This window comes from Lysinibacillus parviboronicapiens, assembly GCF_003049605.2.
GTDB lineage: Bacteria > Bacillota > Bacilli > Bacillales_A > Planococcaceae > Lysinibacillus > Lysinibacillus parviboronicapiens.
Genome location: NZ_CP073713.1, coordinates 2,631,577 through 2,651,968 on the forward strand (window position 1 = coordinate 2,631,577; position 20,392 = coordinate 2,651,968).

Consider the following 20,392-nt stretch of genomic DNA (forward strand, 5'->3'; position numbering starts at 1 on the left):
AAGAGTTTTTCTCCGTTAAGGCCATAGATATCTATGAAAAACGGAGGAGAAAACATGAGAAACAAAGTAATAGGCGCCTTATTTTTATCACTTGCTGCAAGTATTTGGGGCGCAATGTATGTTGTTGTAAAAGTAGTTGTTGATGTTGTGCCACCATTGGAACTCGTATGGATTCGTTATGTAATTGCAGTCATTGTACTTGCCATTATTGGTCTATGTATGAAGCAATCATGGAGAATAGCTAAAAAAGACTGGTTGCTTATTTTTCTTGTAGGCCTCATTGGAAACACAATATCGATTGTCACACAAGAAATTGGCACGATGCTATCAACTGCTCAAATGGGTGCCATTATTACAGCAACAACCCCTGCTTTTATGGTAGTATTTGCACGCTTTATTTTAAAAGAAAAAATAACGTTAAAAAAATGTATGTCTATCCTGTTAGCTACAGCCGGCGTTATCATTATTGTTGGGAATGGACAAATTGATGGAACACAACAACTAGGTGGTTTCTCCTTATTAATTGCAGCATTAACATGGGCATTGATGTCTGTATTTGTCAAAAAAGTCCCTAGTCATTATTCGCAAATTGTTTTTACTACTTATTCAGCCATGATTGCTGTAATATTGTTGACGCCCTTTGTTCTAACTAAGTTAAATGATTTAGATTTGTCCAGCATTTTGCAGCCGACAATTTCTGGAGGATTACTTTATTTAGGAGTTATTTCAACAGCTTGTGGTTTTCTATTATGGAACAAAGGCCTACAATTAATGAATGCTTCCAGTGGTGGATTGTTCTTTTTCTTCCAACCAATTGTTGGGACCTTTTTGGGCTGGCTATTGTTGGGAGAGACCATAGGGATTTCTTTTTGGTTAGGTACCATTTTAATTTTTAGTGGTGTTTTTATAGTTATTAAAGACGAGTAAATAAATTATCTTGTAAGTGCGTTTCTTTTTTATAGAGACGCACTTTTTTAGGTTTTGATGGGGTAAGTACATGGAAATTGCACTGCTACGCCACAGAAAAACCACAAATCTATTCTTCAAAAATGTAAAACCCTGACCTACCATTAGGACAGGGTTAATATAAAGTTGTTTAATTTTTGAATCCAAATTGATCGGTATTAAACTACCCAATAGTGTCGTTAAAACTAGGTTCTGCCGTCATAACGTGACTACTGCTCTATCATCTGAATCAGATTTCCGCATGTATCGTCGAAGACAGCTATTGTGACTTCGCCCATTTTTGTAGGCTCCATAGTAAACTTTACGCCTTTTTCTACTAAGCGTTTGTACTCTTTGCGAATATCTGCAACCCCAAACATTGTTACTGGAATGCCATCAGCAATTAGTTTCTGTTGATACTCTTTGGCAGCAGGGTGGTCATTTGGTTCCAGTAACAGCTCGGTACCGTCTTGTTCATCAGGAGAAACAAGTGTTATCCATCTATATGCTCCACTGGGTACGTCATGCTTTTTACAAAGCCCAACGTTTTTGTATAAAATTCTAATGCTTTGTCTTGATCTTGAACGAATATACTAGTAATAATAATTTTCATCATGTTTTGTCCTCCTTGATATTGCGATGTAGGGTTCTTTACTAACCTGGCTACAAAGAGAAAAACTCATACATTCACCATGAGTTCGTTCTTAAGTTAATCTACCCATCCTTTCAGCAAATTTTTAAGTGGTTCATTGTTAAACAGAAGTACTCGATATTTTCCCTTTCGTTTTGATATTACGAGCCCTGCATCTTCCAATGTATTAAGATGCTTAGCGATTGCCTGTCGCGAAATCGACAGGTTGTGTTTCATAACGAGACGTGCCGTAAGTTCATATAGCGTCAGCTCGTTGCGTTCGGAAAGTTCATCTAATATAAGCCGCCTAGTCGAGTCGCCAAGTGCTTTAAATATAGCGTCTTTATCCCAATTCATATGTTGATTATATGCAACCTAATAGTTGCTCGTCAAGTATAAGCAACTATTAGGTTGCATGATGAAGAAACTACTTCGATCCTTACAATCACATAAAAGTAGTATAAATCATGATAGGAACTTAAAATCTTAACATTATTATTATACGACTAAACTGCTTTGTTAGGACAATAATTCCGCAACAAAAATAGCGATTACCTTTCTTCCTAGATCACATCATATTCAATGAACTCATGTTATTCAAAGGCTCTGTTTAGTTACACTGTTGATAATTCCTATTGCAAATACTTGGAAATAAAGAACTAAATAGATATACTTTGAAAAGGGGGAGAAAAAATACATACTTGGCAAACAGTTGTAGTATACTTATTTTTAAAATTAGGTAAATAGTGTTATTGCTTATTATTCTTCATTCAGAGTAATACTTACAAAAGACATATCCAAGCATGAAAAAATACGAGTAAACCATATTCTTTACAATTTGATAGGAGGGATAATAAATGTTGAGATTTATAGATGATTTAGCTGGTGCCATTTATGATGTATTTAAAATAATAATTAAATTGCTTTGTTATTTCTTTGCAGGCGTACTAATTGTAGGAATTCCTCTCTGGTTAATCGCCAAATTTTTCGAGTTGTTATATCATTAAGTTTTCTGCATATCTTCCACCTATTCCAATCTTACTGACACAATTGGCTTGGCCAATTAGCATTGCGGTCAACGTTTTTTTACTACGTCATTATGGTAATAAACAACCCCAAATTGAACCATAACAGCCTGTTATATATATTTTTCTATTTCAGTTTACATTGCACAAGAACCATTGTGTTCTGCCCTGTGATAGCGATAGATGACTGCATCGTTTCTCGACAACTTTCAAACAAGTATCGTATCAATCAGTTGGCTTCCCCTGTTTAGACTTCTAATTAATAATTGTTAATTTAGGTGTATCTGATATAAATCTTCAAATTTGAAGAATAGATTAATAATAAATTATAAATAATATAAGAGAATGGGGCTGTATATATGAACAAGAAACAAAAGAAAGGAGATTTTGGTTGTACAGGTTTCTTCATTAAATTCATTATTATTCCAATTGCTTTTATGCTTTACATGAGAAGAAAAAGAAAGTAAGAAAAATAGTAAGCTAATACGAATTGAACAATTGAGTAAATAAAGATATGACCAAGACGGCAATTATGCTATCTTGGCCTATGTCTTTTATGATGACTTTATCTTTATTAGTGAATAAATATAAGTGTCATTTGGAACATTATTTTGGTGCATATAATTTTTTAATATTCCTTCTTTTTCAAAGCCCGCTTTTATTAATAGCTTATTTGAAGCATCATTTTCAGTAAAAACAATTGCGCCTATCCGCACTAATTCCATCTCTTGAAAGCCAAATGAGATGACTCTATTAACGGCTTCTAATGCATACCCTTTTCCCCAACTCTCTGGAAAAAGTGCATAGCTAATGTCAGCTCTTTTATGCTCAGTTGACCACTCTTGAAAACCAATAGTACCAATTATGCCTTCTTGTCCTTTTAATTCTATTCCCCATTTAATACCACGTTTTTCATCATAGTTCTGTGAAAAATTATCAATTATTTGCTTAACTTGGGCGAAACTTGTCAAAGGTTTCTGCCCATAATGACGTAATACATCAGGATTAGAAAAGCAATCTAAAATAGCTTGGGCGTCTTTAACTGTGAGTTCTCTTAACACTAAACGCTCAGTATTTAAAATAGGAAACATTTTTTCCCCTACTTCCAAATAGATTATAACAATTTTATATTCTGTACTCAGCTTTGTAAATCTTTCAAATTTAACTGTCCTGCTAACTTAGTGCCCTTAGACATCTCAACAAGGTCCACTTTCTTTTTCTAATTTGAGTCGTATAAAAAAGTGAATAAAGCAAACAATTAATATTAATAATGTCAAATTTGAGGTGTAATTATGGAACACTTTCCAACGATCCATACAAATTTTTGGGATGCAGTAATTGCTATCCCTGTTATTATGCTCATAACACAACTCCTAAAGAAGTTCTTTCATATTAAACCTATTTTTGTGCCTATGATAGCATTAATTATTGGTTTTATTATGTCAATTTTTATTAGTCATAGACATGATTTACTCGCTGGAATCTTTATGGGTTGGTTTTATGGATACTCAGCTATTGGGAGTTTTGCATCTTTGAAAACTTCTCTCAATGCCTATAGACAAAAACAATTGAATAAAACGAAACCACGATCTTAAAATAAGGAGAATCAATTTCTTTCAACAAAGCAATCATATTGCGTCTTGTTAGTTTAAGATTGATTTTTTATTATTTCATCAAAATACAATTCCGTATTTGCGATATTGTGATCGATAAAGAACTTTGCTTGGTCTTAAACATATCAATAGAAGATTCTCGATCTATATTTAAATCTCCTAATTCATCAATGCTTCCTTGAACTTTTACACAATCTGTTTTTACATCAACAATAACCGTCATGTATGTTAGAGATGATTGTCTATTTTGATTGCTGATTTTTTAAAATTAGTGACAATTATAAATAATCAAGGCTATTGAAGATTAATAGTAGGCCAACGATGCACATCACCCACGAAAAAGCAAATCCGGTACTGTTTGCAATTTTAACACGAAGCTTTTCAAGCGGCTTCTGCATCCAACTTCGGAACAGTAGATAGAGTACGTAAAGGATTAGTGGTGGCAGCACCATAATGAAGTTATAAGCAAGCAGAACTGTCACCCACTCCATCCAGTTCACATCGGAAGTTGTCAGGAGTCCAATCGGTAGAATGTTTTACCGTCATATTTTTCAATATCATACGTTCTAAAGAAGTGATTTCGCTTGACCACTAACGAATCAAACGTTCCATCTGGATTTCTCTTGTATACCTAGATATCTTTATTAAAGGTCATTTTTCCTGTTTGCCCTTTTACAACTTCTGCCCCGTCATACACCACTGTCGCTTCTGATTTTGTGGGGTTTATTACTGCTAATACAAATGCTGCTAGTAGCACAATAAAAAATTTTTTCATTATTCTCCTCCTATTCAGCTTTATTTTTGAAAACATAATTTCTTTGATTTATATACTAATATTAATATTTTATTAATATAAATTATGAATGTAAAAAACTTATCAAAAGTATTGTATTTTCCATAACATAATTTCACCCATCTACCATTCCAGCCAATTTATCAAACTAGGTCTACTACTTATTAATTGAGGAAGGCTATCAAGTTCTTTCAACCAATTGTAGAAAGGCACAGGACGTTCACTATTTGCTGTTTCTTCTATATAAAATAAATTTTACTAGGATTCTCGCTAGAACGCTCTACTGCCTTATTTTAAAACAAATAACTAATATCGGTTGTCTGTTTTTTGTTCAATTAATTAGTCATTTATTTTTTAAAATATAAGTCAATCAGTCTTAAGGCTGAAAGGTAGCACCGCCTAAAGTTTGTTGCCAATAAAAAGAAAAAGCACTACAATAAAAACACTAAAGGAAATATAACCATCAATTGGGTTATTAAGGTTATCATCAACAGTCTGGGTTGATATTTGATTTTAGCGCTTAATTATTTTAAAATACTAGTTTCTCTTCGTTCCTGCTGCGTGCCACCTTCGTGACTCACATCCTGTTTCCCAAAATGGCACTTGGACACCCCTGGAAAGCGCCCAGCTGGAACAGAAATCAACCCCAAGTTATAGTGATGAACCACATACAATTATGAACAGAAAGAAGATGGATATGTTGAAAATGGGAATATGGTGGCTTATAAATATTGTGTGGCTATTAATTTTTGCTGTTGGAGCAATATTTATTGGGGTAAGAAAAGTCGATGGTGCAGGGGCAGTTCAAACCCCTGAAATCAGAATGGTATCATTCGTTATTTTGGGCATTATATTTATCATTGTTGTACTAATTCAACTGATTTTTCTTTATTTTGTTAGAAAAAGTACAACGCAATAACTCAACAAAATGGCCATCTTAACTATATTTAGCTTTTTGCTAATCTTTGTCATTTTTTAAGTCATTCAGCTGAATGGCTTTTTTTTATGTACTTTTCCCTTTCGTTTCCCTAAAAAGATATTAACAAGGGAGGTTTTACGATTGAAGAAATTATTTTATCTAGCAGCCATGTCAGCACTATTGCTAGCTGCGTGTGGTGAAGAAGAAGCTGTGTCTAAAGAAGTTCTATCATTTAATATTTAAAACCATCAAATCCTCGTCAAAATACTGTCCGTTAAATTTTAGAGCATTCCGTTCTACGCCATAGACCTCGAATCCCAAGGACTTATATAGCCTCTTTGCTGAGCTATTTTCAGATATAACTGTTAAGTTAATTTGTTCCAAACCATCACAATTTTTTGCCTTGCTTATTAGTTCCATCATTAGTGATTTTCCGAAACCCTGCCCTCGACCTTCTGGTGCTACATACATCCCGAAAACATTCCCTTTATGACTGGTTTTGAGGCTGTTTTCCCGCATAAAAGTAACGATACCAACTAACGAACCATCATAATTAAAAGCACCTAGAACGAATCTATCCTTAGCTGGTTCTAATCGCTCAGCAACAGCTTCTAGTGAGAATTTCACTTCTCTCTCATATGTTGAACCAAATGCTTCTGGATTGATTTTTAATGCGCTCAATCGTACTTTTTGGTACAACTGAGCATCAGCCTCATTTAAAATACGAATTTTCATTATTAATCCGCTTACCCCTTTTATATTTTATTGAAATAGTCTCACTCTGCTTTGCAACTTTAGCATAATTGGAATTTTTCCTCTTGTTAATCGAAACTACTCCGTTAGGTTAATAATACTTCATATTGTATAAATTTAGATAACTTTTTCCAATGAATTACTGAACTTAAGCACCATCATAAAAGTTTCGATAAATTAATCCTTCTCAACAGATTCATGACAATCTTAAAATATTTCAGGAAATGCTCCCCCTTTAGTGGAACAACAGAAAAAGACTTTACTCCTTCATGAAGTAAAACACCAGAGATTTAACAACCTAAAGATAAAGAGGAATTTAATACCGACAATCGATGACCCATAAAAGTTAGACACGCTTATTTCAGGCAGCGATTTGGGCATTGATTCGATATTGTATCGGACTCATGCCTTTTAATAGTATTAGGTAAAACGTACAAGAAACATAATTCTGTTTGCATATAATCAAAATATGATAGAAAGGGAGTGCAGTATGGGGAAAGAACATAAATCTTTTAAAAAGTTCAAGTTTAAATCAAACCCAAATTGTCATTGTCATTGTTGTGGTTTTTGTTGTCCTTGTCGTTGTAACCAGCCATTTATACCTGAACCGCCAACTCCAGTTTGTCATTATTTAGTGTATGTTACAGACGCTGGCCAGTTAGCTACTCCTGATAATAGAGTATCAGTGATTGATACAGCGACAAATACTATCGTCGCTACCATTCCAGTAGGAACTGCTCCTCTAGAAGTAGCGATTACACCCAATGGAGCATTTGGTTATGTTCCAGCACTCTTCTCGGATGATGTAACAGTTTTTAATACTGCAAACAATGCTGTAGTTACTACCATTTCAGTAGGGATAGGACCTGATCCTCTTGGTGTAGCGATTTCACCAAACGGAACACTTGCTTATGTATCAAATCACGGTACTAACACCGTTTCTGTCATAGATACAGCTACAAATATGGTAACCGCTACTATTACAGTAGGACTCCAACCTCAGGGAATAGCTTTTACTCCAAATGGTGCGTTTGCTTATGTTGCAAACGAAAATTCAAATTCTGTATCAGTTATAAATACAGCTACAAATGCCGTGGTTGCTACAATCCCTGTGGGGGTTCGCCCAAGATCGATTGTTTTCACACCGAGCGGACAATTTGCTTACGTGACAAACGAAAATAGTAACACAGTATCTGTTATCAATACTGCAACCAATACTGTAGTTGATACAATCCCTGTGGGAACAGGGCCTGTGGGAACAGCCATTACACCTGACGGAACACTTGTTTACATTGTCAATAAAGGTAATAATACTGTTTCTGTCATAAATACAGCCACAAATACCGTGATTGCTACGATCCCAGTAGGATTATCGCCTGACCAAGTAACCATCTTGCCAGATGGAACTTTTGCATATGTTACAAATCAAGCTGACAATACTGTTTCTGTCATAGATATAGCAACAAATATGGTAGTGGATACAATCCCAGGATTTAATGGTCCTACCGGTATAAAGACTGGGACAATTTGCCGGTAAAAGATAAACTTTTTAAACGAGTTGATTTCATCATCCATTAGTCCTTGGGGCTCGTGGATTCAAACAAATAAAAAGAAGCCATTTTGAAAAAAGAATAATCAAAATGGCTTCTTTTCTTCTTGAATGAACATTCCGTTTTATAAAAAGGTTGATTAAAGCTTACCTAGAATTCTTTGATAGAAATGTCGTGAATTTATTTCAAAACCACACCATCTTATTCATTTCCTTGGAGTTTAGATATAGCTTTATCTATTTCGGATATTTCATTTTCAAGCTTTTCTTTCTTCTTGTTCAATTTTGTAAGCTGATTATTACATTTATCCGTTTCACTATGAATGGTTTCTAAATCAAATAATTTTGTTTTTTTCGATTCTTGTAATAGATCTATTGCTAATTTCAAATTTACTCGCTCCCTTCTAATTCACAGGTAAATCACTTGCTTTTTTAATCATCGCCACCTTATATAGTCTTTATTCTGAAGCTCTTGAAGGTGTTGGTTCTTCTTCATCATTCATTGAATCAATGGTATCCACCTCGTCAGCCAATATGCCTGCATGTTTTGCGATTGCTTATAACTTTAATGCCTCTTGTCTGTCTCCATATCATGCGATACTGTAATACCTTTTGCTTCCGGCAATTGTTCATCCCTCTGAAATTCGTAGTTAAAATGCACAATAAAAAGCCATCTCGATTTGAGATAGCTTATAGCTACAATATCGGTTTGACTAAAAGATAACCATAGGCTAATCCCTTTACCCCATAATATAGAATTGGAGCGAGTATGAACCATGCTAATTTTTCATCCAATTCTTCAACCTTTTCTTTACTAGTCTTTTTCTCTATAACTTTTTCTATAAACAAAGCAATGATAATAATCATACCTGCCAGTAGTAATGAAGAAATCATTTTCCACATTAATGAAGAAGCTAAGAAAAGATAGACTTCTGGGAACAGTATAAAATCGAAAATAGGTATGAACCAATCTATTATTGTTCCATTTAAAATGTTCTCAATTGATGGTTGTTCGTTTGTTAGTTGCCTTTTAACTTCTTTAATAATTTCCTAAAAAAAATCTCTCATTCTCTATTCCCCTACAACTCCTAATATGTTTCCAATTATTTCTACGGAATTGGAGGTGAAAAGTTTCGTTATCGATTTTAATACCACCGCTCAAGGCACCATAAAAAGCCGACACTTAAGTAAGGTGTCAATTCTTTCCGCTGTTTTATCAATAAGAATGTTACGTGTCCTTTAATACTTTATGGCGTAATATATACAATCTATTTTGCAATATCCTCCCATTCGTAGCGGCCATCCTTGTCCCAATAACACATGTTCTACGATTGTTCACATTTCATCATCTAGTTCGTTGTACAGGCCTTCCACAGTTTTTATGATCGGGTATAAATTCTGGTATTAAGCATCATCGCTTCTTGTCTGTAGTATCGTACTACGTTCGCTTCTCATTATGTGGATGCAACTACTTCCATTCATAGTATTTTAATTTCTTCCTAAATTACTCCAGCTCAATCCAATGTCTTTCGATTGTCTGTATTTCACTACGCGAAAACATAGGCATGTGCAGCATCTACCTTTACGTTCTTGATTGATGTGTCCGATTTGGATATTTTTATTTTCAACTATTCACTATTCAAAAATTTACTATTACGTAATAGTTAAAGTGCCATTCCAATTACATTTTCAAATCATAAATTATTAGAGTAAGGCTAACATTACCTCATGAACTTAGGAAGGAGGTCTTAAAATGCATAATACAAACAATATGAACAATGCAAGGAATACAAGAAGTAATTGTAAACACTGTGGTCAACAGGAAACAAAAACTATTAATCGTTGTAAAGGTTGTGTTTGTAATCAATTAAGACGTTTGCAAACTCAGACTGAAGTTGATCTCTTCTTACGTGGAGGTCAGATTATAGAAGACGTTGTTTTTATTAATTTTGACCCAAAAGATTGTTGTGCCTTCTTTAATGATCCAACTACCGAACCCGGCTCGACGATCATTGTAGACTGTCAAGATATTCAAGCCATTCGAATAGAAGCAGACTAATATATAGGGACTCTTCTTTTAACTGAAGGGCTCCTTTACAAAATCAGCTATCACATCATTTTTTAAAATAGGGTAATGTTAATTTAACCTTACGGACATTCCTGTTTTAATTTTAAGGGTCACTTTCGTCCGAGTGACCCTTTTTATGTGTGTTAAAGTGTTATCGCTACTTCAAGGCTACAGCTACTTTAAGAATACATAGAAAGGGGACATAAGAGTGTCAAAAATTCCGATTTCTTTAAAGTTGATGATTGGTATTGGTATTATTATCATCTTTACTTCACTGTACTTTTTAAAAGATCAGCAATCTTATCTATGGATAAGTTGGACAGGTAACATTTTGTTTTTAGTCGGAATTATATTAATCCCATTTGCTAAAGCATCTAATAAAAGTAATGTAAAAACTAGATAAATTTATTAACGGCTGTCTATGGGTAGTCTTTTTTAGCCTTATCCAATGTCTCCCTTACTGCACATTTTTTATTGGATAATCTTCAGACAGTTGTTATTCCGTTAATTACACCATTGCCTTTAATTAGATAATCGCCCATACTAGCCATAGCTTAAATAATGAGGTGATTAATTTTGAAAACAAAGAAAACTGCTTTATCAAATGGTTGGACTCTAGTAGCACACGAAACTTTTTCTGTATACGTTAGCATTGATAATCCAAATAAATTTTGTTTACACGATTGGGATGATGACCAAACATTGACCCTTACAACAGAGGAGGATTCATTCGAAGTTCTAAAAAATAGGTATGATTCAGCATTTAAAGTAAACCTATCTAACCGTACGTTTACCCTTCTTCTCCAACCCGATGAAGACTAAGGATACTGATTTTTGAGCATCAAATTTTGATGCTCTTTTTGATGCAATTTCTTTCTCTAAATTCCCCACCCTTTGAGCGCCGGGAAATTGTTAATATAGCTTATAAATAATTCTTCATGGCATTATTGATAAGTACATTTCTAAGGATTTAATCATTTAAGAGAATAGTTAACACAGTTCCCCACAAGAAAATCACGCCATAAAAAAGTCTTTGTAATAAACCTGCTGGCAATGGAAAGAAAAACAAAAGAATGATAAGGATAAGAAATGCTATAAGTACAAATAAATTAAAATAGGTCCATCGTTTACCTTTAGCTAATAATTTTGCATAAATCCACAGTCCAAATAAAACTGTAATCATGCCTATTTGTGCTACTATAGAATGCCAAAATAAATTTATATCAGCTGGTATAAAGCCGGATACAATATTCCCGAAAGCAAAAATAAGAATACATACAGTTGCCAATTTGGTTAACCAGTTCTTCTTTAGGTACTGGGAAAGATACAACACACCAACTGATAATGTTATACCATTTACTATAAACAATACGTTCATCCAAAAATGATAAGGAGAACAAATTTCATGAGGAGCAATTGAATACGTGTATTTCCCACATGATGTCACACCAAGATCACTCATAGCTTGGTGCATAATATTATATGGGGCAATTGAAGTCATAATAAAAATCGGTTCAATCACAAAATATAAAATCGTAACAACCCAACTTACTATTCCAATTTTTTTAGATATATGTAACAAAATTTGGCCCCCTTTATCTAATTATATACTTTATTGCATCAATAAATTAACAATTTACTAGTCGTAAATGAGGGACTGCACTTCCAAATAATTTATGTCTTAAAAGATATTTTTACACTCTCTTTAACAATTTGATTGCTCTATTCAACATAGTATTCTGATGTTAACAATATTTGAAGAATTATCGGTAGATTCTATATTACAGTATCACTAGCTAATTGTTTTAATGGATTCCCCATAATTATCACTTTCCTTTTCTGTATTATTATAGTAGAAATATATGTAATTAATTAATAATTCAGTTATATAATACATGTACAAATTAACAAAAAGCCATACCCTTTTGGATATGACTTAGTATGTCTGTTATTCGTAGAGAATAGTTACATAAATTGCTTATTTAAAATATTGTAAAATTGCCCCTTTACCGCTATACAATTCCACTTCTGCATATGCTCCGATTATTAATGTCATTAGTGGCGAAACCTTTAATATAATTTTCTTTAAAGTTTTGAACTTCACCGAATCTTGTACCGATTAAATGTCTAATAGTATCAATACATCCACCAAGTAAACGTCCCTGTATTTTAACACTATTATTTGAAATAGACACTTTCTTTATGGGAGTTGTGTAACAACAGTTAATCTACCTGACATATTGAAAAATTAACAAATACAATCCTATGAAAAGACCTAAAATACTCGCCTTCATTTTAGCTGGATGATTTCTTTCACTACGAAACAAGTAAAAGAAAACTACTATAAATCCCAAGGGTATCCAGAGTTTAAAGACACCTTCTTTTGTACCGCGAATAAAAATTGGAGTAATGGAAGTGCTAATTAGAAAGTAAAAGAAAATTGTAAAACGTCTTGTTTCTAATTGCTTGCTCCACCTTACTAAAAAGAAAATAATTATTATTGCGATAATCGTAATGTGTAAAGGAGGTAGAACAATAGCAACATCCCCAAACTTGAATTTCATTCTGTGCCCTCCTTTTTTTATCCTTATTCCTACACTAACCTATACCGTTAGTTTTAATAATACCTCATATTGGATAATATTGGGGGGTATTAGTTTGTTTATTTGTCACTTGTCATACACTGTATATCACTACGCGGTAACTTAGGCGCAGCACCTACTTCAATCAATATATTTAAGGGATGACTTTTTGATTATTATACCAAAATTTTCCATATCTGAATTTTAAAGCTGTTTCCATTCTCTCATGTTGAGATTATTTTATTCGGCTAAATACTTTCGGATAGTTTATAACTAAGCCCTGTTCATCTACACATATTATTTGTTTCATAGTCGTAACAGCGATACTTAAAATATCTCAAATTCCCAGTAGTTCTTATATATTTATAGAATTGAGGAATTTTTTTTATCTCGAGCGAAGGAATTGATATATACACCATTTCAAAATGTTCCTGTTGATTCAGGAACCAATCAATTCTATTGATGGGAAGAGATTTCGAAAATGGCGTGGCAGATATATCAATATCGATTGCGCCCTTTAACTTATCGATTACTTTTCCATCCTTATCAAACCAGGTACCTTTCCCATCAGACATTAAATTTAAGCTATTGTGGTCATCCATTACTATTCTTAATTTTTTTGTAAACCAATTGGCATCTAAATCGATTTTGTATTCAACAATATGAGCATTGGATGTACGTCCATCTACATAGATAATTGTTCCTTTCGCTGAGTAGCTTTTTTCTTCTACAATCATGTTAAAATGCTCGCAACCAAACTGTTCTTCATTCTTCCATATAACCTTTTGATTCAAAATTTTATCTCCCTTTCCATTTATCTTTACCACAAAAAAGAACTAATGTTCTTATTTTAGCAAAAATAATAAAAATTATAAACTTTACTCGAGATGCAATTTTTCAATCGCCAAATTCACATTAAAAGTTATTTAAGTCCTGCGACTTTCATTCCTAAATGACAGCCTCCTACCCGCAAATAAACTAAAAACCTTGTGGCTGTTTCGATTTCGTCATCGACTGCACAATAGGTATCCCATTGCGCATGTTATGCTCAGGCAAGTGCATTATTCAATCATTTAATGAAATGGTTTTGAATGAAGTATAAATATTTTCAATATCTCATCTCCAATATGTTGTATGTTAGTTTGATTATTTCTTCACCAATATGTATATCCTTTTAAAAACTAAATAGAAAAACAACATGCTTCTAGATTTAACGAAGTAATGATTTCCATAAAAATTTTCGAGCGTAAAGAGGGTGACATATTTGGAAGGAGAAATTATTAGCGCACGCCAATTCACAATAATTGTTTTTCTCTTTTCAATAGGTACAACTATATTAATTATTCCTGCGACGATGGCGAATGCAGTTAAACAAGATGCTTGGATTTCGGCTATAATAGGGGTGATATTAAGTTTATTACTAGTAAAGCTTTTCATTTCTTTAGGAAATAGGACCCCCAATTTAACCTTTATTGAGGCCAATGAAAAAATACTAGGAAAATTTATTGGTAAATTAACCTCCGTTGGTTTTATCTCTCTTCCCTTACTTTCAGCAGGAGAATTATTTTTTTTCATTGGGACTTTTATGAAGACTGAAATCATGCCAGAGACGCCTAAAGTTGCATTTGCTATCCTGTTTAGTATCATTATTCTATTTGCTACTTATTTAGGGGTAGAGGTCTTTGCACGATGTGCCGAAATATTATTCCCTCTGTTTTTGTTCTTATTTGTTGTTTTTGTAATCTGTATTTCTCCACAAATAGACGTTAAAAATGTTCAACCGATACTTGATACACCAACAAAGTCACTGCTAGTTGGTATATTATATTTTATGAGCACTTTTTCTTTTCCATTGGTTGTATTATTAATGATTTTCCCCTCCGCTATTAATGAACGTAAGTCAGCTCAAAAGGGGTTTTATATAGGTTCAGTAGCAGGAGGTTTAGTATTAACTGTTATTATAGCTCTCTCTGTACTTGTACTTGGGGCAACAAATACATCACACCAATCTTATCCTAGCTATGCACTGGCACAAAATATTTCAATAGGGAATTTTCTACAACGAATTGAGGTAATAATGGCTTTTATGTGGATGTTCACAATTTTTGTTAGATCGTATGTATATTTTTACGCATCAGTAAAGGGTTTAGCGCAAATATTCAATATTAAAGATCATCGACCGCTAATACTACCACTTGGCATGATTTCAATTGCATTTTCTCAAATTATACATCCGAATATTGTTCACTCAATTAAATATAATGAGGAAACATGGCCACTATTTACATTAACCCTAACCATTTTATTGCCCTTATTATTACTTTTTGTTGCAAAATTACGTAAAATTCAGTGCGCTGAAAAAGTTAGAAACATACTAAGTGAACGTGTCGTTATAGAAGAAAAAAATAATAACTGATTGCAATGGTGATTTATTGTCTATATTAAACTTATAAGCCATGCTTTATTTACAATTACAAGTTAAAAATAGATTATTTGGAATTGATTTGGTAACTGGTTTATTAAAAGTAATCATTCATTTAGTCACTTACCAGAGTGGCTTTTTGTTTGTTGTGTTGATTAGTGTACTAACGCTCCTGTTCGTTACGTATATCGCAGTACATACTAAACCATGTACTGCTCTACATTCATAATATTTGTATCTTCCTTTCCATATAGTACTTTCTTTGGGTTTATAATGATCAACAAGACAGCTACTATTAAATAAAAAATTGCGTTATACATGATTAAATCGAGTAAATTTCCGTTTATTAAGCCAATAAAAAAATTAAAGAATTGGTGGATGATGATTGGAATGATTAAATTCTGATTTAAGTTATAAAATGCTGTCATGATGATCTTAGTAGACATCAGCGCAATCATAAAGAATAGTATATATTTAATTAAATCAAGACCCACAAGCCCTGTAGTAAACCATAGGGGTAGATGCCACATCCCCCACCAAAATCCAATGATTATCGAAGCTGTTAATGGTGAATGCTTCTTTTGAAGCTCAATTTGAGCGAAACCTCTCCACCCTATTTCTTCTCCAAATGGCCCTGCAAGAAGGTTCTTGATAAAGAAATAGAACAGCATTCCCCATGAAGTAATAGTAAAAATAGAGTCTACTTCACTATTTCTCGATACGATAGTCAAAATCATTAAAAATATGGATGCTTGAATCATGATTACAGTTAGAATCACAGAAAATTTAAGTTTATTCTTGAATTTATCTTTTACAAACTGTATAAAACTCTGACCAGGATAGATTTTTTTAAATAGTATTGCAAAAGCAAAAGTTGAGGACCAAGCTGATATACAGAGCATTACATCAAAAACCCATTCAGGAAATCCTAACATGCTTATGGCTCCCACAAGACAAAAAAGTGGCATAAAAATGATATTGGTTAGTACAATAAAACTTGCTACTGGTTTTTTTAATTTCTTTTCACTATTCATATAATCCCCACTTAAAAAAGTATTTCGTAAATTTAATAGCGCTCGCATTTACGTATACATTCAGCTTAAACCTAGGGGTTACTCATAGGTCAATACATGTCTGCTATTATCCAATTGGCGGGAAGGACATGGAAGAAAGTAATTTAGTCGGATGGTTTAGATTCTAGAAACGATTTATCCATCGCAAAACTTAATATTTCAACAGGATTTATTATTTGAACTAAGATATAAAAAGACGCCGACTCAAAAGATCATTGAAAAATGATTCTTTGAGCTCGGCTACCTCTTTTTCGATTGCAATAAGGATTATCAAAAGTAAATACATGACCTAGTACTATAAACACGCAGCACCTGCTATATAGGAATCTATTAAAGGAGATATCTTCCCTATGCCCAGCAAAAAATCTTAACGATTATCCCCGTCACACTATATTCCGAACTTAAAAATTCCTTTGTAGCCAACTGCATGTGGAAATAAAATAGCCGTATATCTGATAAAAATTAATGATATACGTCTAATGTGATGCGTACTGAAAAGGGGCGCCTATTTTTATATTTTTATAATTCGGGCTTATGAATAAAAGCTCAAACTCAAGTTTTATTACAAAAGGCAGTTGAAAGTTCGATTCAACCGAACTTTCAACTACCAACTCAAATTTTAGATTTTATCAGTGCCTCTTAAAAATTCTAGGGCTGTTTATTTTTGCATTGTGCAACCCTTTATTCTTTATTTTGCTCCTCTAAAAAATAGTGATTACCAATGAGTAGTAGGAGGTTCAATAGCAGGACTAACTGGAGGAGTTAGTCCTGAAAGCACAGGCGTTACTACACTACCCGCACCTAGGCGAATTTGTTGAACTTGCAGTACTTTTACAGTAAGTTCCAGTACAATTTTTTCACGCAATTTGCTAAAAGTACCTTCAGGTCTTGCCATAGTTGGTGAAAAATCAAGTTCAAAGAAGTTTGCAGCTACTAACTCGCCAAATGGCTGTTCATTGTATTTTACGAGGTTTTGGAAGAAAAACTTATCCAATCGAGCATCCAGTTGGGTATGTTCGTTAAGGAAGTTCACTTCGGCAAACTCGGAAATTCCTAGGATTGGCGTAGGGCCTCCAGGTTCTTGTGGGAAAGTAAGGTCTGCAAAACCAGAAAATGGAACATTGGCAATTCTATCTTGAAGTGCCCCATTACATGCAGCTGAAGCATATTCGATATTTTTACGAATATGGCCCGCTACGAATAATTTAGCTCTTGTTACCCTAAAAAAGTCAGTGCCCGCAATACGTGTAAATCTAACCGGTACCAGTTTCACTTGATTTAGGAATACATTTTTTTTCACTCTTTTGATTTCAGTTGCTGCAGGACTAAGCGTAATATCCGACTCCACAACGATTTGAAGTGTCGGTTCTGAAAGTACTACAGGTATTTTTACAATTGGCGTTGAAAGCGGTGTAGCGACTACTGGCGTATTCGCACTCGATAATGGTGTTTGTTCAGTTGATGTAACTGGACAAGGAAGAAAAGGTTGCATCTGATTATCTAATTGATCACTCAAAAAAATTCCCTCATTTCATTTTTAGTATTAGAGATGTTCTCTATACAGCTAGAATATGTAGCAACCAACTCTATGTATGGACGTTTTACTAGTGCTTTTACTGATTTTAAAAAAGAGATTTTTTGAGCTGAGAGATAGATTTTTAATTATCTTCTAGCCCCTTGTCTATCAATCATAACTGCCTCGAATTTATTGTACTTGTGTACCCTTTTAAAAGTACATTTGCTATAGCACAATTCCCAAAGCGATGATTCATTCAGATCAAGGTTTCCATTATACACACCCAGCATTTCAAAAATGCGTCAAAGAAATGGACATTAAAAAAATGACTCCGGCAGCATCGAAGTCATCTAATCGCTGTTCAATGTAGAGAATGGTCTTTTATTAAACTGTCTACTTTATAGGGTTCAGTTCATATTAATTGAGTACCGGACATTCGCTTTAATTCTAATCAAATTCTTTTTTTATCTGTAATGCAAATTCTTCAATAGATTTTCTAGCTTGATAAATTGTAATACCAATACCGGAACGAGTAGCTCTATGAGAGTTAAATTCTCCTGCATCAATCCAAAATTGGAATTGATAAATCTGCTCACCAATTAGCTCGCTATTATTCGCTAAAATAGCAAATGAAAATGAAGGATCCGTTGAGTCCCATACTTTCGCTTCCAATAATTCATCCCAATTATTTAATATCAGCGTATGTAGCATTATAAGGTCACTCCGTAAAACCAAAAACTTAAAATCTAAATGATGTTCGCCACAATTAAATTTAATCCAAATATTACCATAAATAGTATCACTCTCTATATTAACTACTTCTAAACTTGTCTTTGATGCATCAAATAATCTATCATATAAGGTTGCCATAATTAAATCTTACCATCCCCAATTACTGTTAATAAATTTCATAGCGATTTCCCCACTATCAGGTTTGTATACCGTTGCAAACCCTTTTGTATTCCCTATAAAAACAACATTAATATTAACAAACCATACAATTGGAGCAACCCTTGGAGCCACAACAAATTGTTCTGATACTTGTGAATTCATAAAAGTAGTTCGTGCAGTGTTAATAAAATCCCCAAAATATTGTCATTCAACATCAGTAAATGATACATTTACTTCCTTAAATTCAGGATGCTCATTTATATTCCTCTTTATCTAGTTGAGAAACTAATAACTCAGTTTCCAAATATAAACTTATCTTTATCTGTGAATTCCATCACTGAAGCAGCTGGTAGAAATACAATGCTAATTTATAAAGTTATTCTTATAATTAGGGAGTATAAATATCTAATTCAATTGAATTTAAATGCAGCTTCACACGAACCACGTTCTTTCTCAAAATACGTAATATGATTATTTATTTTTTCAAAAGAAGTGATTGATTAGATGAATAGCATCTCTCCTTTCTATAACTTTACATATTCTAAATTATAGAAAGGAGGGAATTTAATATGGGAAATGAAGTTTATGGTACGGGCTATGGCAAGCATGATAATTTATCATTCGCTCTAATCGTTGTCCTATTCATTCTTTTAATTATTGTGGGCGCTAGTTTCATGCATAAATAACACCTTCATTATTGGCCACAATCAATAATCTCCATAACCCCTTCGCAAACTATCATAATAATAGTGTAAATATCAATCATCCTTACACATTCTTATTATGACCAAAGGGTCGTCCCCCACACTGGAGACCCTTTTATTTGTTTCTTTCCTGACATGCATACTCAGTCACACCTGATTTACTGCACAAAATCTTTCGAGTAACCTTGAAAATCCACTTCCACGAATTCAAAGTGCTTCATCACATGCGTGTATCCAGCAATGCAAATAGCACCCATACCGTACCTCGAAGCTTTTCCCTATATTCCCATTCAATTTCTCGTTGCTTCTTTGTCGTAAATATATTCGCTTCCATTAGATCTTCCGTATGCTCCATATCATCATCGCCTGCACACCTTCACCATCATTACATTCATCTTTCAAAGTTAGCAACTAAGCAACATCCTTTCGTTGCTTCCAATTCTTTAATGTTGATACACAAACATAGTAGGTTTTCGCTATCTCATTATCCGTTTATCTTTTGTCACATATATTCTTTCTATTGAAATTTAGTAATTGTTAGTTTTGTGTGGCCTCCTCGATTGTTCGTTTTTGGTTTATTCCCAACAATGAAATCGCGTTAATTAAGTCACTAATTCTAAAATAGCCTTTTGCCATTGGTCTATTTTTGTAATTTCGAAGATTTATCTTCCTTTTATTTATCTGTTTGTTTTTGCTTCTTTTTCAAATACTCCGCACGTATTTTTTCAAGTTGCTGCTTTTTATCAAATTTAGCTGGCTTGTGTTTTTCATGATACTTTGCCACAGCTACCTGACCTTTGGTATCCAATTGATATTTCCCCACTTTATTCACCTACTTTTCTTGTCTTTAAAGAAATCTATTCAACAAATATAATATACCTTATTTTACTGAAGTAAACCTTAATAGT

At 33.5% G+C, this 20,392-nt stretch carries 25 protein-coding genes and 2 pseudogenes; 10 read left to right on the plus strand and 17 right to left on the minus strand.

The window, feature by feature from the left end; genetic code table 11:
* The first annotated feature begins 54 nt into the window (after nt 1–54).
* Entirely contained in the window at nt 55–927 is an 873-nt protein-coding gene (locus C9J31_RS12555) for a DMT family transporter (protein ID WP_107950750.1), read from the plus strand.
* 248 nt (nt 928–1,175) lie between these two features.
* On the opposite strand, the pseudogene C9J31_RS12560 reads toward C9J31_RS12555, so the two are convergent.
* Together C9J31_RS12560 and C9J31_RS12565 are read right to left on the minus strand one after the other, a co-directional pair.
* A pseudogene (locus C9J31_RS12560) lies at nt 1,176–1,558 on the minus strand (VOC family protein).
* A gap of 96 nt (nt 1,559–1,654) precedes the next feature.
* Nucleotides 1,655–1,933 (minus strand): ArsR/SmtB family transcription factor, encoded by a 279-nt coding sequence (locus C9J31_RS12565; protein WP_054767697.1) that lies wholly within the window; start codon nt 1,931–1,933, stop codon nt 1,655–1,657.
* A gap of 500 nt (nt 1,934–2,433) precedes the next feature.
* Here C9J31_RS12565 and C9J31_RS12570 point away from each other — a divergent pair, with 500 nt between their 5' ends.
* Nucleotides 2,434–2,583, plus strand: coding sequence for a hypothetical protein (locus tag C9J31_RS12570; protein ID WP_167395983.1), 150 nt, complete (start codon nt 2,434–2,436; stop codon nt 2,581–2,583).
* A gap of 572 nt (nt 2,584–3,155) precedes the next feature.
* On the opposite strand, the gene C9J31_RS12575 is transcribed toward C9J31_RS12570, so the two are convergent.
* Nucleotides 3,156–3,692 carry a GNAT family N-acetyltransferase gene (locus C9J31_RS12575; protein ID WP_107950752.1) on the minus strand — a complete coding sequence of 179 codons (537 nt, stop codon included), beginning with the start codon at nt 3,690–3,692 and terminating at the stop codon, nt 3,156–3,158.
* 201 nt (nt 3,693–3,893) lie between these two features.
* Between C9J31_RS12575 and C9J31_RS12580 the strand changes: the two genes are divergently transcribed.
* Nucleotides 3,894–4,196 carry a hypothetical protein gene (locus C9J31_RS12580; protein ID WP_107950754.1) on the plus strand — a complete coding sequence of 101 codons (303 nt, stop codon included), beginning with the start codon at nt 3,894–3,896 and terminating at the stop codon, nt 4,194–4,196.
* Nucleotides 4,197–4,492: 296 nt separating this feature from the next.
* On the opposite strand, the pseudogene C9J31_RS23685 reads toward C9J31_RS12580, so the two are convergent.
* A pseudogene (locus C9J31_RS23685) lies at nt 4,493–4,738 on the minus strand (GAP family protein); the annotation flags it as partial.
* Between the two features lie 107 nt (nt 4,739–4,845).
* The gene (locus C9J31_RS12585) at nt 4,846–4,989 is read right to left on the minus strand and encodes a hypothetical protein (RefSeq protein WP_193767134.1); all 144 of its coding nucleotides are present in this window, start codon (nt 4,987–4,989) and stop codon (nt 4,846–4,848) included.
* A 715-nt stretch (nt 4,990–5,704) separates the two neighbouring features.
* On the opposite strand from C9J31_RS12585, the gene C9J31_RS12590 reads away from it, so the two are divergent.
* Nucleotides 5,705–5,926 (plus strand): DUF3923 family protein, encoded by a 222-nt coding sequence (locus tag C9J31_RS12590; protein WP_244854801.1) that lies wholly within the window; start codon nt 5,705–5,707, stop codon nt 5,924–5,926.
* A gap of 228 nt (nt 5,927–6,154) precedes the next feature.
* Here C9J31_RS12590 and C9J31_RS12595 read toward each other — a convergent pair whose 3' ends face one another.
* A complete protein-coding gene (locus tag C9J31_RS12595; protein WP_107950756.1) occupies nt 6,155–6,661 on the minus strand; it encodes a GNAT family N-acetyltransferase in 507 nt (168 codons plus the stop codon).
* Nucleotides 6,662–7,169: 508 nt separating this feature from the next.
* On the opposite strand from C9J31_RS12595, the gene C9J31_RS12600 reads away from it, so the two are divergent.
* Nucleotides 7,170–8,216 carry a beta-propeller fold lactonase family protein gene (locus tag C9J31_RS12600; protein ID WP_107950758.1) on the plus strand — a complete coding sequence of 349 codons (1,047 nt, stop codon included), beginning with the start codon at nt 7,170–7,172 and terminating at the stop codon, nt 8,214–8,216.
* Between the two features lie 214 nt (nt 8,217–8,430).
* Here the strand turns inward: C9J31_RS12600 and C9J31_RS12605 are convergent, their stop codons facing one another.
* Nucleotides 8,431–8,616 (minus strand): hypothetical protein, encoded by a 186-nt coding sequence (locus C9J31_RS12605; RefSeq protein WP_107950760.1) that lies wholly within the window; start codon nt 8,614–8,616, stop codon nt 8,431–8,433.
* Nucleotides 8,617–8,924: 308 nt separating this feature from the next.
* Entirely contained in the window at nt 8,925–9,122 is a 198-nt protein-coding gene (locus tag C9J31_RS12610; RefSeq protein WP_153062538.1) for a hypothetical protein, read from the minus strand.
* A gap of 859 nt (nt 9,123–9,981) precedes the next feature.
* Here C9J31_RS12610 and C9J31_RS12615 point away from each other — a divergent pair.
* The 3 genes from C9J31_RS12615 to C9J31_RS12625 all read left to right on the plus strand — a co-directional run bounded on the left by C9J31_RS12615 (nt 9,982) and on the right by C9J31_RS12625 (nt 11,118).
* Nucleotides 9,982–10,287 carry a hydrolase gene (locus C9J31_RS12615; RefSeq protein WP_420798439.1) on the plus strand — a complete coding sequence of 102 codons (306 nt, stop codon included), beginning with the start codon at nt 9,982–9,984 and terminating at the stop codon, nt 10,285–10,287.
* Between the two features lie 217 nt (nt 10,288–10,504).
* Nucleotides 10,505–10,699: a hypothetical protein gene (locus C9J31_RS12620; protein WP_054767691.1), complete on the plus strand. Its 195-nt coding sequence runs from the start codon at nt 10,505–10,507 to the stop codon at nt 10,697–10,699.
* Between the two features lie 173 nt (nt 10,700–10,872).
* On the plus strand, nt 10,873–11,118 hold the full coding sequence (locus tag C9J31_RS12625) for a hypothetical protein (protein WP_107950764.1): 246 nt from the start codon (nt 10,873–10,875) through the stop codon (nt 11,116–11,118).
* Between the two features lie 148 nt (nt 11,119–11,266).
* On the opposite strand, the gene C9J31_RS12630 is transcribed toward C9J31_RS12625, so the two are convergent.
* From C9J31_RS12630 to C9J31_RS12640, 3 genes are all read right to left on the minus strand, one after another.
* The gene (locus C9J31_RS12630; RefSeq protein ID WP_107950766.1) at nt 11,267–11,881 is read right to left on the minus strand and encodes a DUF998 domain-containing protein; all 615 of its coding nucleotides are present in this window, start codon (nt 11,879–11,881) and stop codon (nt 11,267–11,269) included.
* Nucleotides 11,882–12,524: 643 nt separating this feature from the next.
* On the minus strand, nt 12,525–12,860 hold the full coding sequence (locus C9J31_RS12635) for a hypothetical protein (protein ID WP_107950768.1): 336 nt from the start codon (nt 12,858–12,860) through the stop codon (nt 12,525–12,527).
* 302 nt (nt 12,861–13,162) lie between these two features.
* Nucleotides 13,163–13,672 (minus strand): putative glycolipid-binding domain-containing protein, encoded by a 510-nt coding sequence (locus tag C9J31_RS12640; protein WP_107950769.1) that lies wholly within the window; start codon nt 13,670–13,672, stop codon nt 13,163–13,165.
* A 470-nt stretch (nt 13,673–14,142) separates the two neighbouring features.
* Between C9J31_RS12640 and C9J31_RS12645 the strand changes: the two genes are divergently transcribed.
* A complete protein-coding gene (locus C9J31_RS12645) occupies nt 14,143–15,294 on the plus strand; it encodes a GerAB/ArcD/ProY family transporter (protein WP_107925161.1) in 1,152 nt (383 codons plus the stop codon).
* Between the two features lie 206 nt (nt 15,295–15,500).
* Here the strand turns inward: C9J31_RS12645 and C9J31_RS12650 are convergent, their stop codons facing one another.
* From C9J31_RS12650 to C9J31_RS12665, 4 genes are all read right to left on the minus strand, one after another.
* Nucleotides 15,501–16,334: a CPBP family intramembrane glutamic endopeptidase gene (locus tag C9J31_RS12650; protein WP_107950772.1), complete on the minus strand. Its 834-nt coding sequence runs from the start codon at nt 16,332–16,334 to the stop codon at nt 15,501–15,503.
* 754 nt (nt 16,335–17,088) lie between these two features.
* On the minus strand, nt 17,089–17,889 hold the full coding sequence (locus C9J31_RS12655; RefSeq protein ID WP_193767135.1) for a CsxC family protein: 801 nt from the start codon (nt 17,887–17,889) through the stop codon (nt 17,089–17,091).
* A gap of 447 nt (nt 17,890–18,336) precedes the next feature.
* A complete protein-coding gene (locus tag C9J31_RS12660; RefSeq protein WP_107950774.1) occupies nt 18,337–18,759 on the minus strand; it encodes a hypothetical protein in 423 nt (140 codons plus the stop codon).
* A gap of 9 nt (nt 18,760–18,768) precedes the next feature.
* Nucleotides 18,769–18,942: a hypothetical protein gene (locus tag C9J31_RS12665; protein WP_193767136.1), complete on the minus strand. Its 174-nt coding sequence runs from the start codon at nt 18,940–18,942 to the stop codon at nt 18,769–18,771.
* A gap of 407 nt (nt 18,943–19,349) precedes the next feature.
* On the opposite strand from C9J31_RS12665, the gene C9J31_RS12670 reads away from it, so the two are divergent.
* A complete protein-coding gene (locus C9J31_RS12670) occupies nt 19,350–19,466 on the plus strand; it encodes a YjcZ family sporulation protein (RefSeq protein WP_107925158.1) in 117 nt (38 codons plus the stop codon).
* Nucleotides 19,467–19,704: 238 nt separating this feature from the next.
* Here C9J31_RS12670 and C9J31_RS23990 read toward each other — a convergent pair whose 3' ends face one another.
* On the minus strand, nt 19,705–19,839 hold the full coding sequence (locus C9J31_RS23990; RefSeq protein WP_274520191.1) for a hypothetical protein: 135 nt from the start codon (nt 19,837–19,839) through the stop codon (nt 19,705–19,707).
* A 318-nt stretch (nt 19,840–20,157) separates the two neighbouring features.
* Nucleotides 20,158–20,307, minus strand: coding sequence for a hypothetical protein (locus C9J31_RS12675; RefSeq protein WP_016429071.1), 150 nt, complete (start codon nt 20,305–20,307; stop codon nt 20,158–20,160).
* Nucleotides 20,308–20,392: the final 85 nt, after the last annotated feature.

Bases quoted from the DNA above. Each gene is read 5' to 3' on its own strand.
- C9J31_RS12555 (WP_107950750.1), top strand. From the start codon at position 55: ATGAGAAACAAAGTAATAGGCGCCTTATTTTTATCACTTGCTGCAAGT.
- C9J31_RS12565 (WP_054767697.1), bottom strand. From the start codon at position 1,933: ATGAATTGGGATAAAGACGCTATATTTAAAGCACTTGGCGACTCGACT.
- C9J31_RS12570 (WP_167395983.1), top strand. From the start codon at position 2,434: ATGTTGAGATTTATAGATGATTTAGCTGGTGCCATTTATGATGTATTT.
- C9J31_RS12575 (WP_107950752.1), bottom strand. From the start codon at position 3,692: ATGTTTCCTATTTTAAATACTGAGCGTTTAGTGTTAAGAGAACTCACA.
- C9J31_RS12580 (WP_107950754.1), top strand. From the start codon at position 3,894: ATGGAACACTTTCCAACGATCCATACAAATTTTTGGGATGCAGTAATT.
- C9J31_RS12585 (WP_193767134.1), bottom strand. From the start codon at position 4,989: ATGAAAAAATTTTTTATTGTGCTACTAGCAGCATTTGTATTAGCAGTA.
- C9J31_RS12590 (WP_244854801.1), top strand. From the start codon at position 5,705: ATGTTGAAAATGGGAATATGGTGGCTTATAAATATTGTGTGGCTATTA.
- C9J31_RS12595 (WP_107950756.1), bottom strand. From the start codon at position 6,661: ATGAAAATTCGTATTTTAAATGAGGCTGATGCTCAGTTGTACCAAAAA.
- C9J31_RS12600 (WP_107950758.1), top strand. From the start codon at position 7,170: ATGGGGAAAGAACATAAATCTTTTAAAAAGTTCAAGTTTAAATCAAAC.
- C9J31_RS12610 (WP_153062538.1), bottom strand. From the start codon at position 9,122: ATGATTTCTTCATTACTACTGGCAGGTATGATTATTATCATTGCTTTG.
- C9J31_RS12615 (WP_420798439.1), top strand. From the start codon at position 9,982: ATGCATAATACAAACAATATGAACAATGCAAGGAATACAAGAAGTAAT.
- C9J31_RS12635 (WP_107950768.1), bottom strand. From the start codon at position 12,860: ATGAAATTCAAGTTTGGGGATGTTGCTATTGTTCTACCTCCTTTACAC.
- C9J31_RS12650 (WP_107950772.1), bottom strand. From the start codon at position 16,334: ATGAATAGTGAAAAGAAATTAAAAAAACCAGTAGCAAGTTTTATTGTA.
- C9J31_RS12660 (WP_107950774.1), bottom strand. From the start codon at position 18,759: ATGGCAACCTTATATGATAGATTATTTGATGCATCAAAGACAAGTTTA.
- C9J31_RS12665 (WP_193767136.1), bottom strand. From the start codon at position 18,942: ATGAATTCACAAGTATCAGAACAATTTGTTGTGGCTCCAAGGGTTGCT.
- C9J31_RS12670 (WP_107925158.1), top strand. From the start codon at position 19,350: ATGGGAAATGAAGTTTATGGTACGGGCTATGGCAAGCATGATAATTTA.
- C9J31_RS23990 (WP_274520191.1), bottom strand. From the start codon at position 19,839: ATGGAGCATACGGAAGATCTAATGGAAGCGAATATATTTACGACAAAG.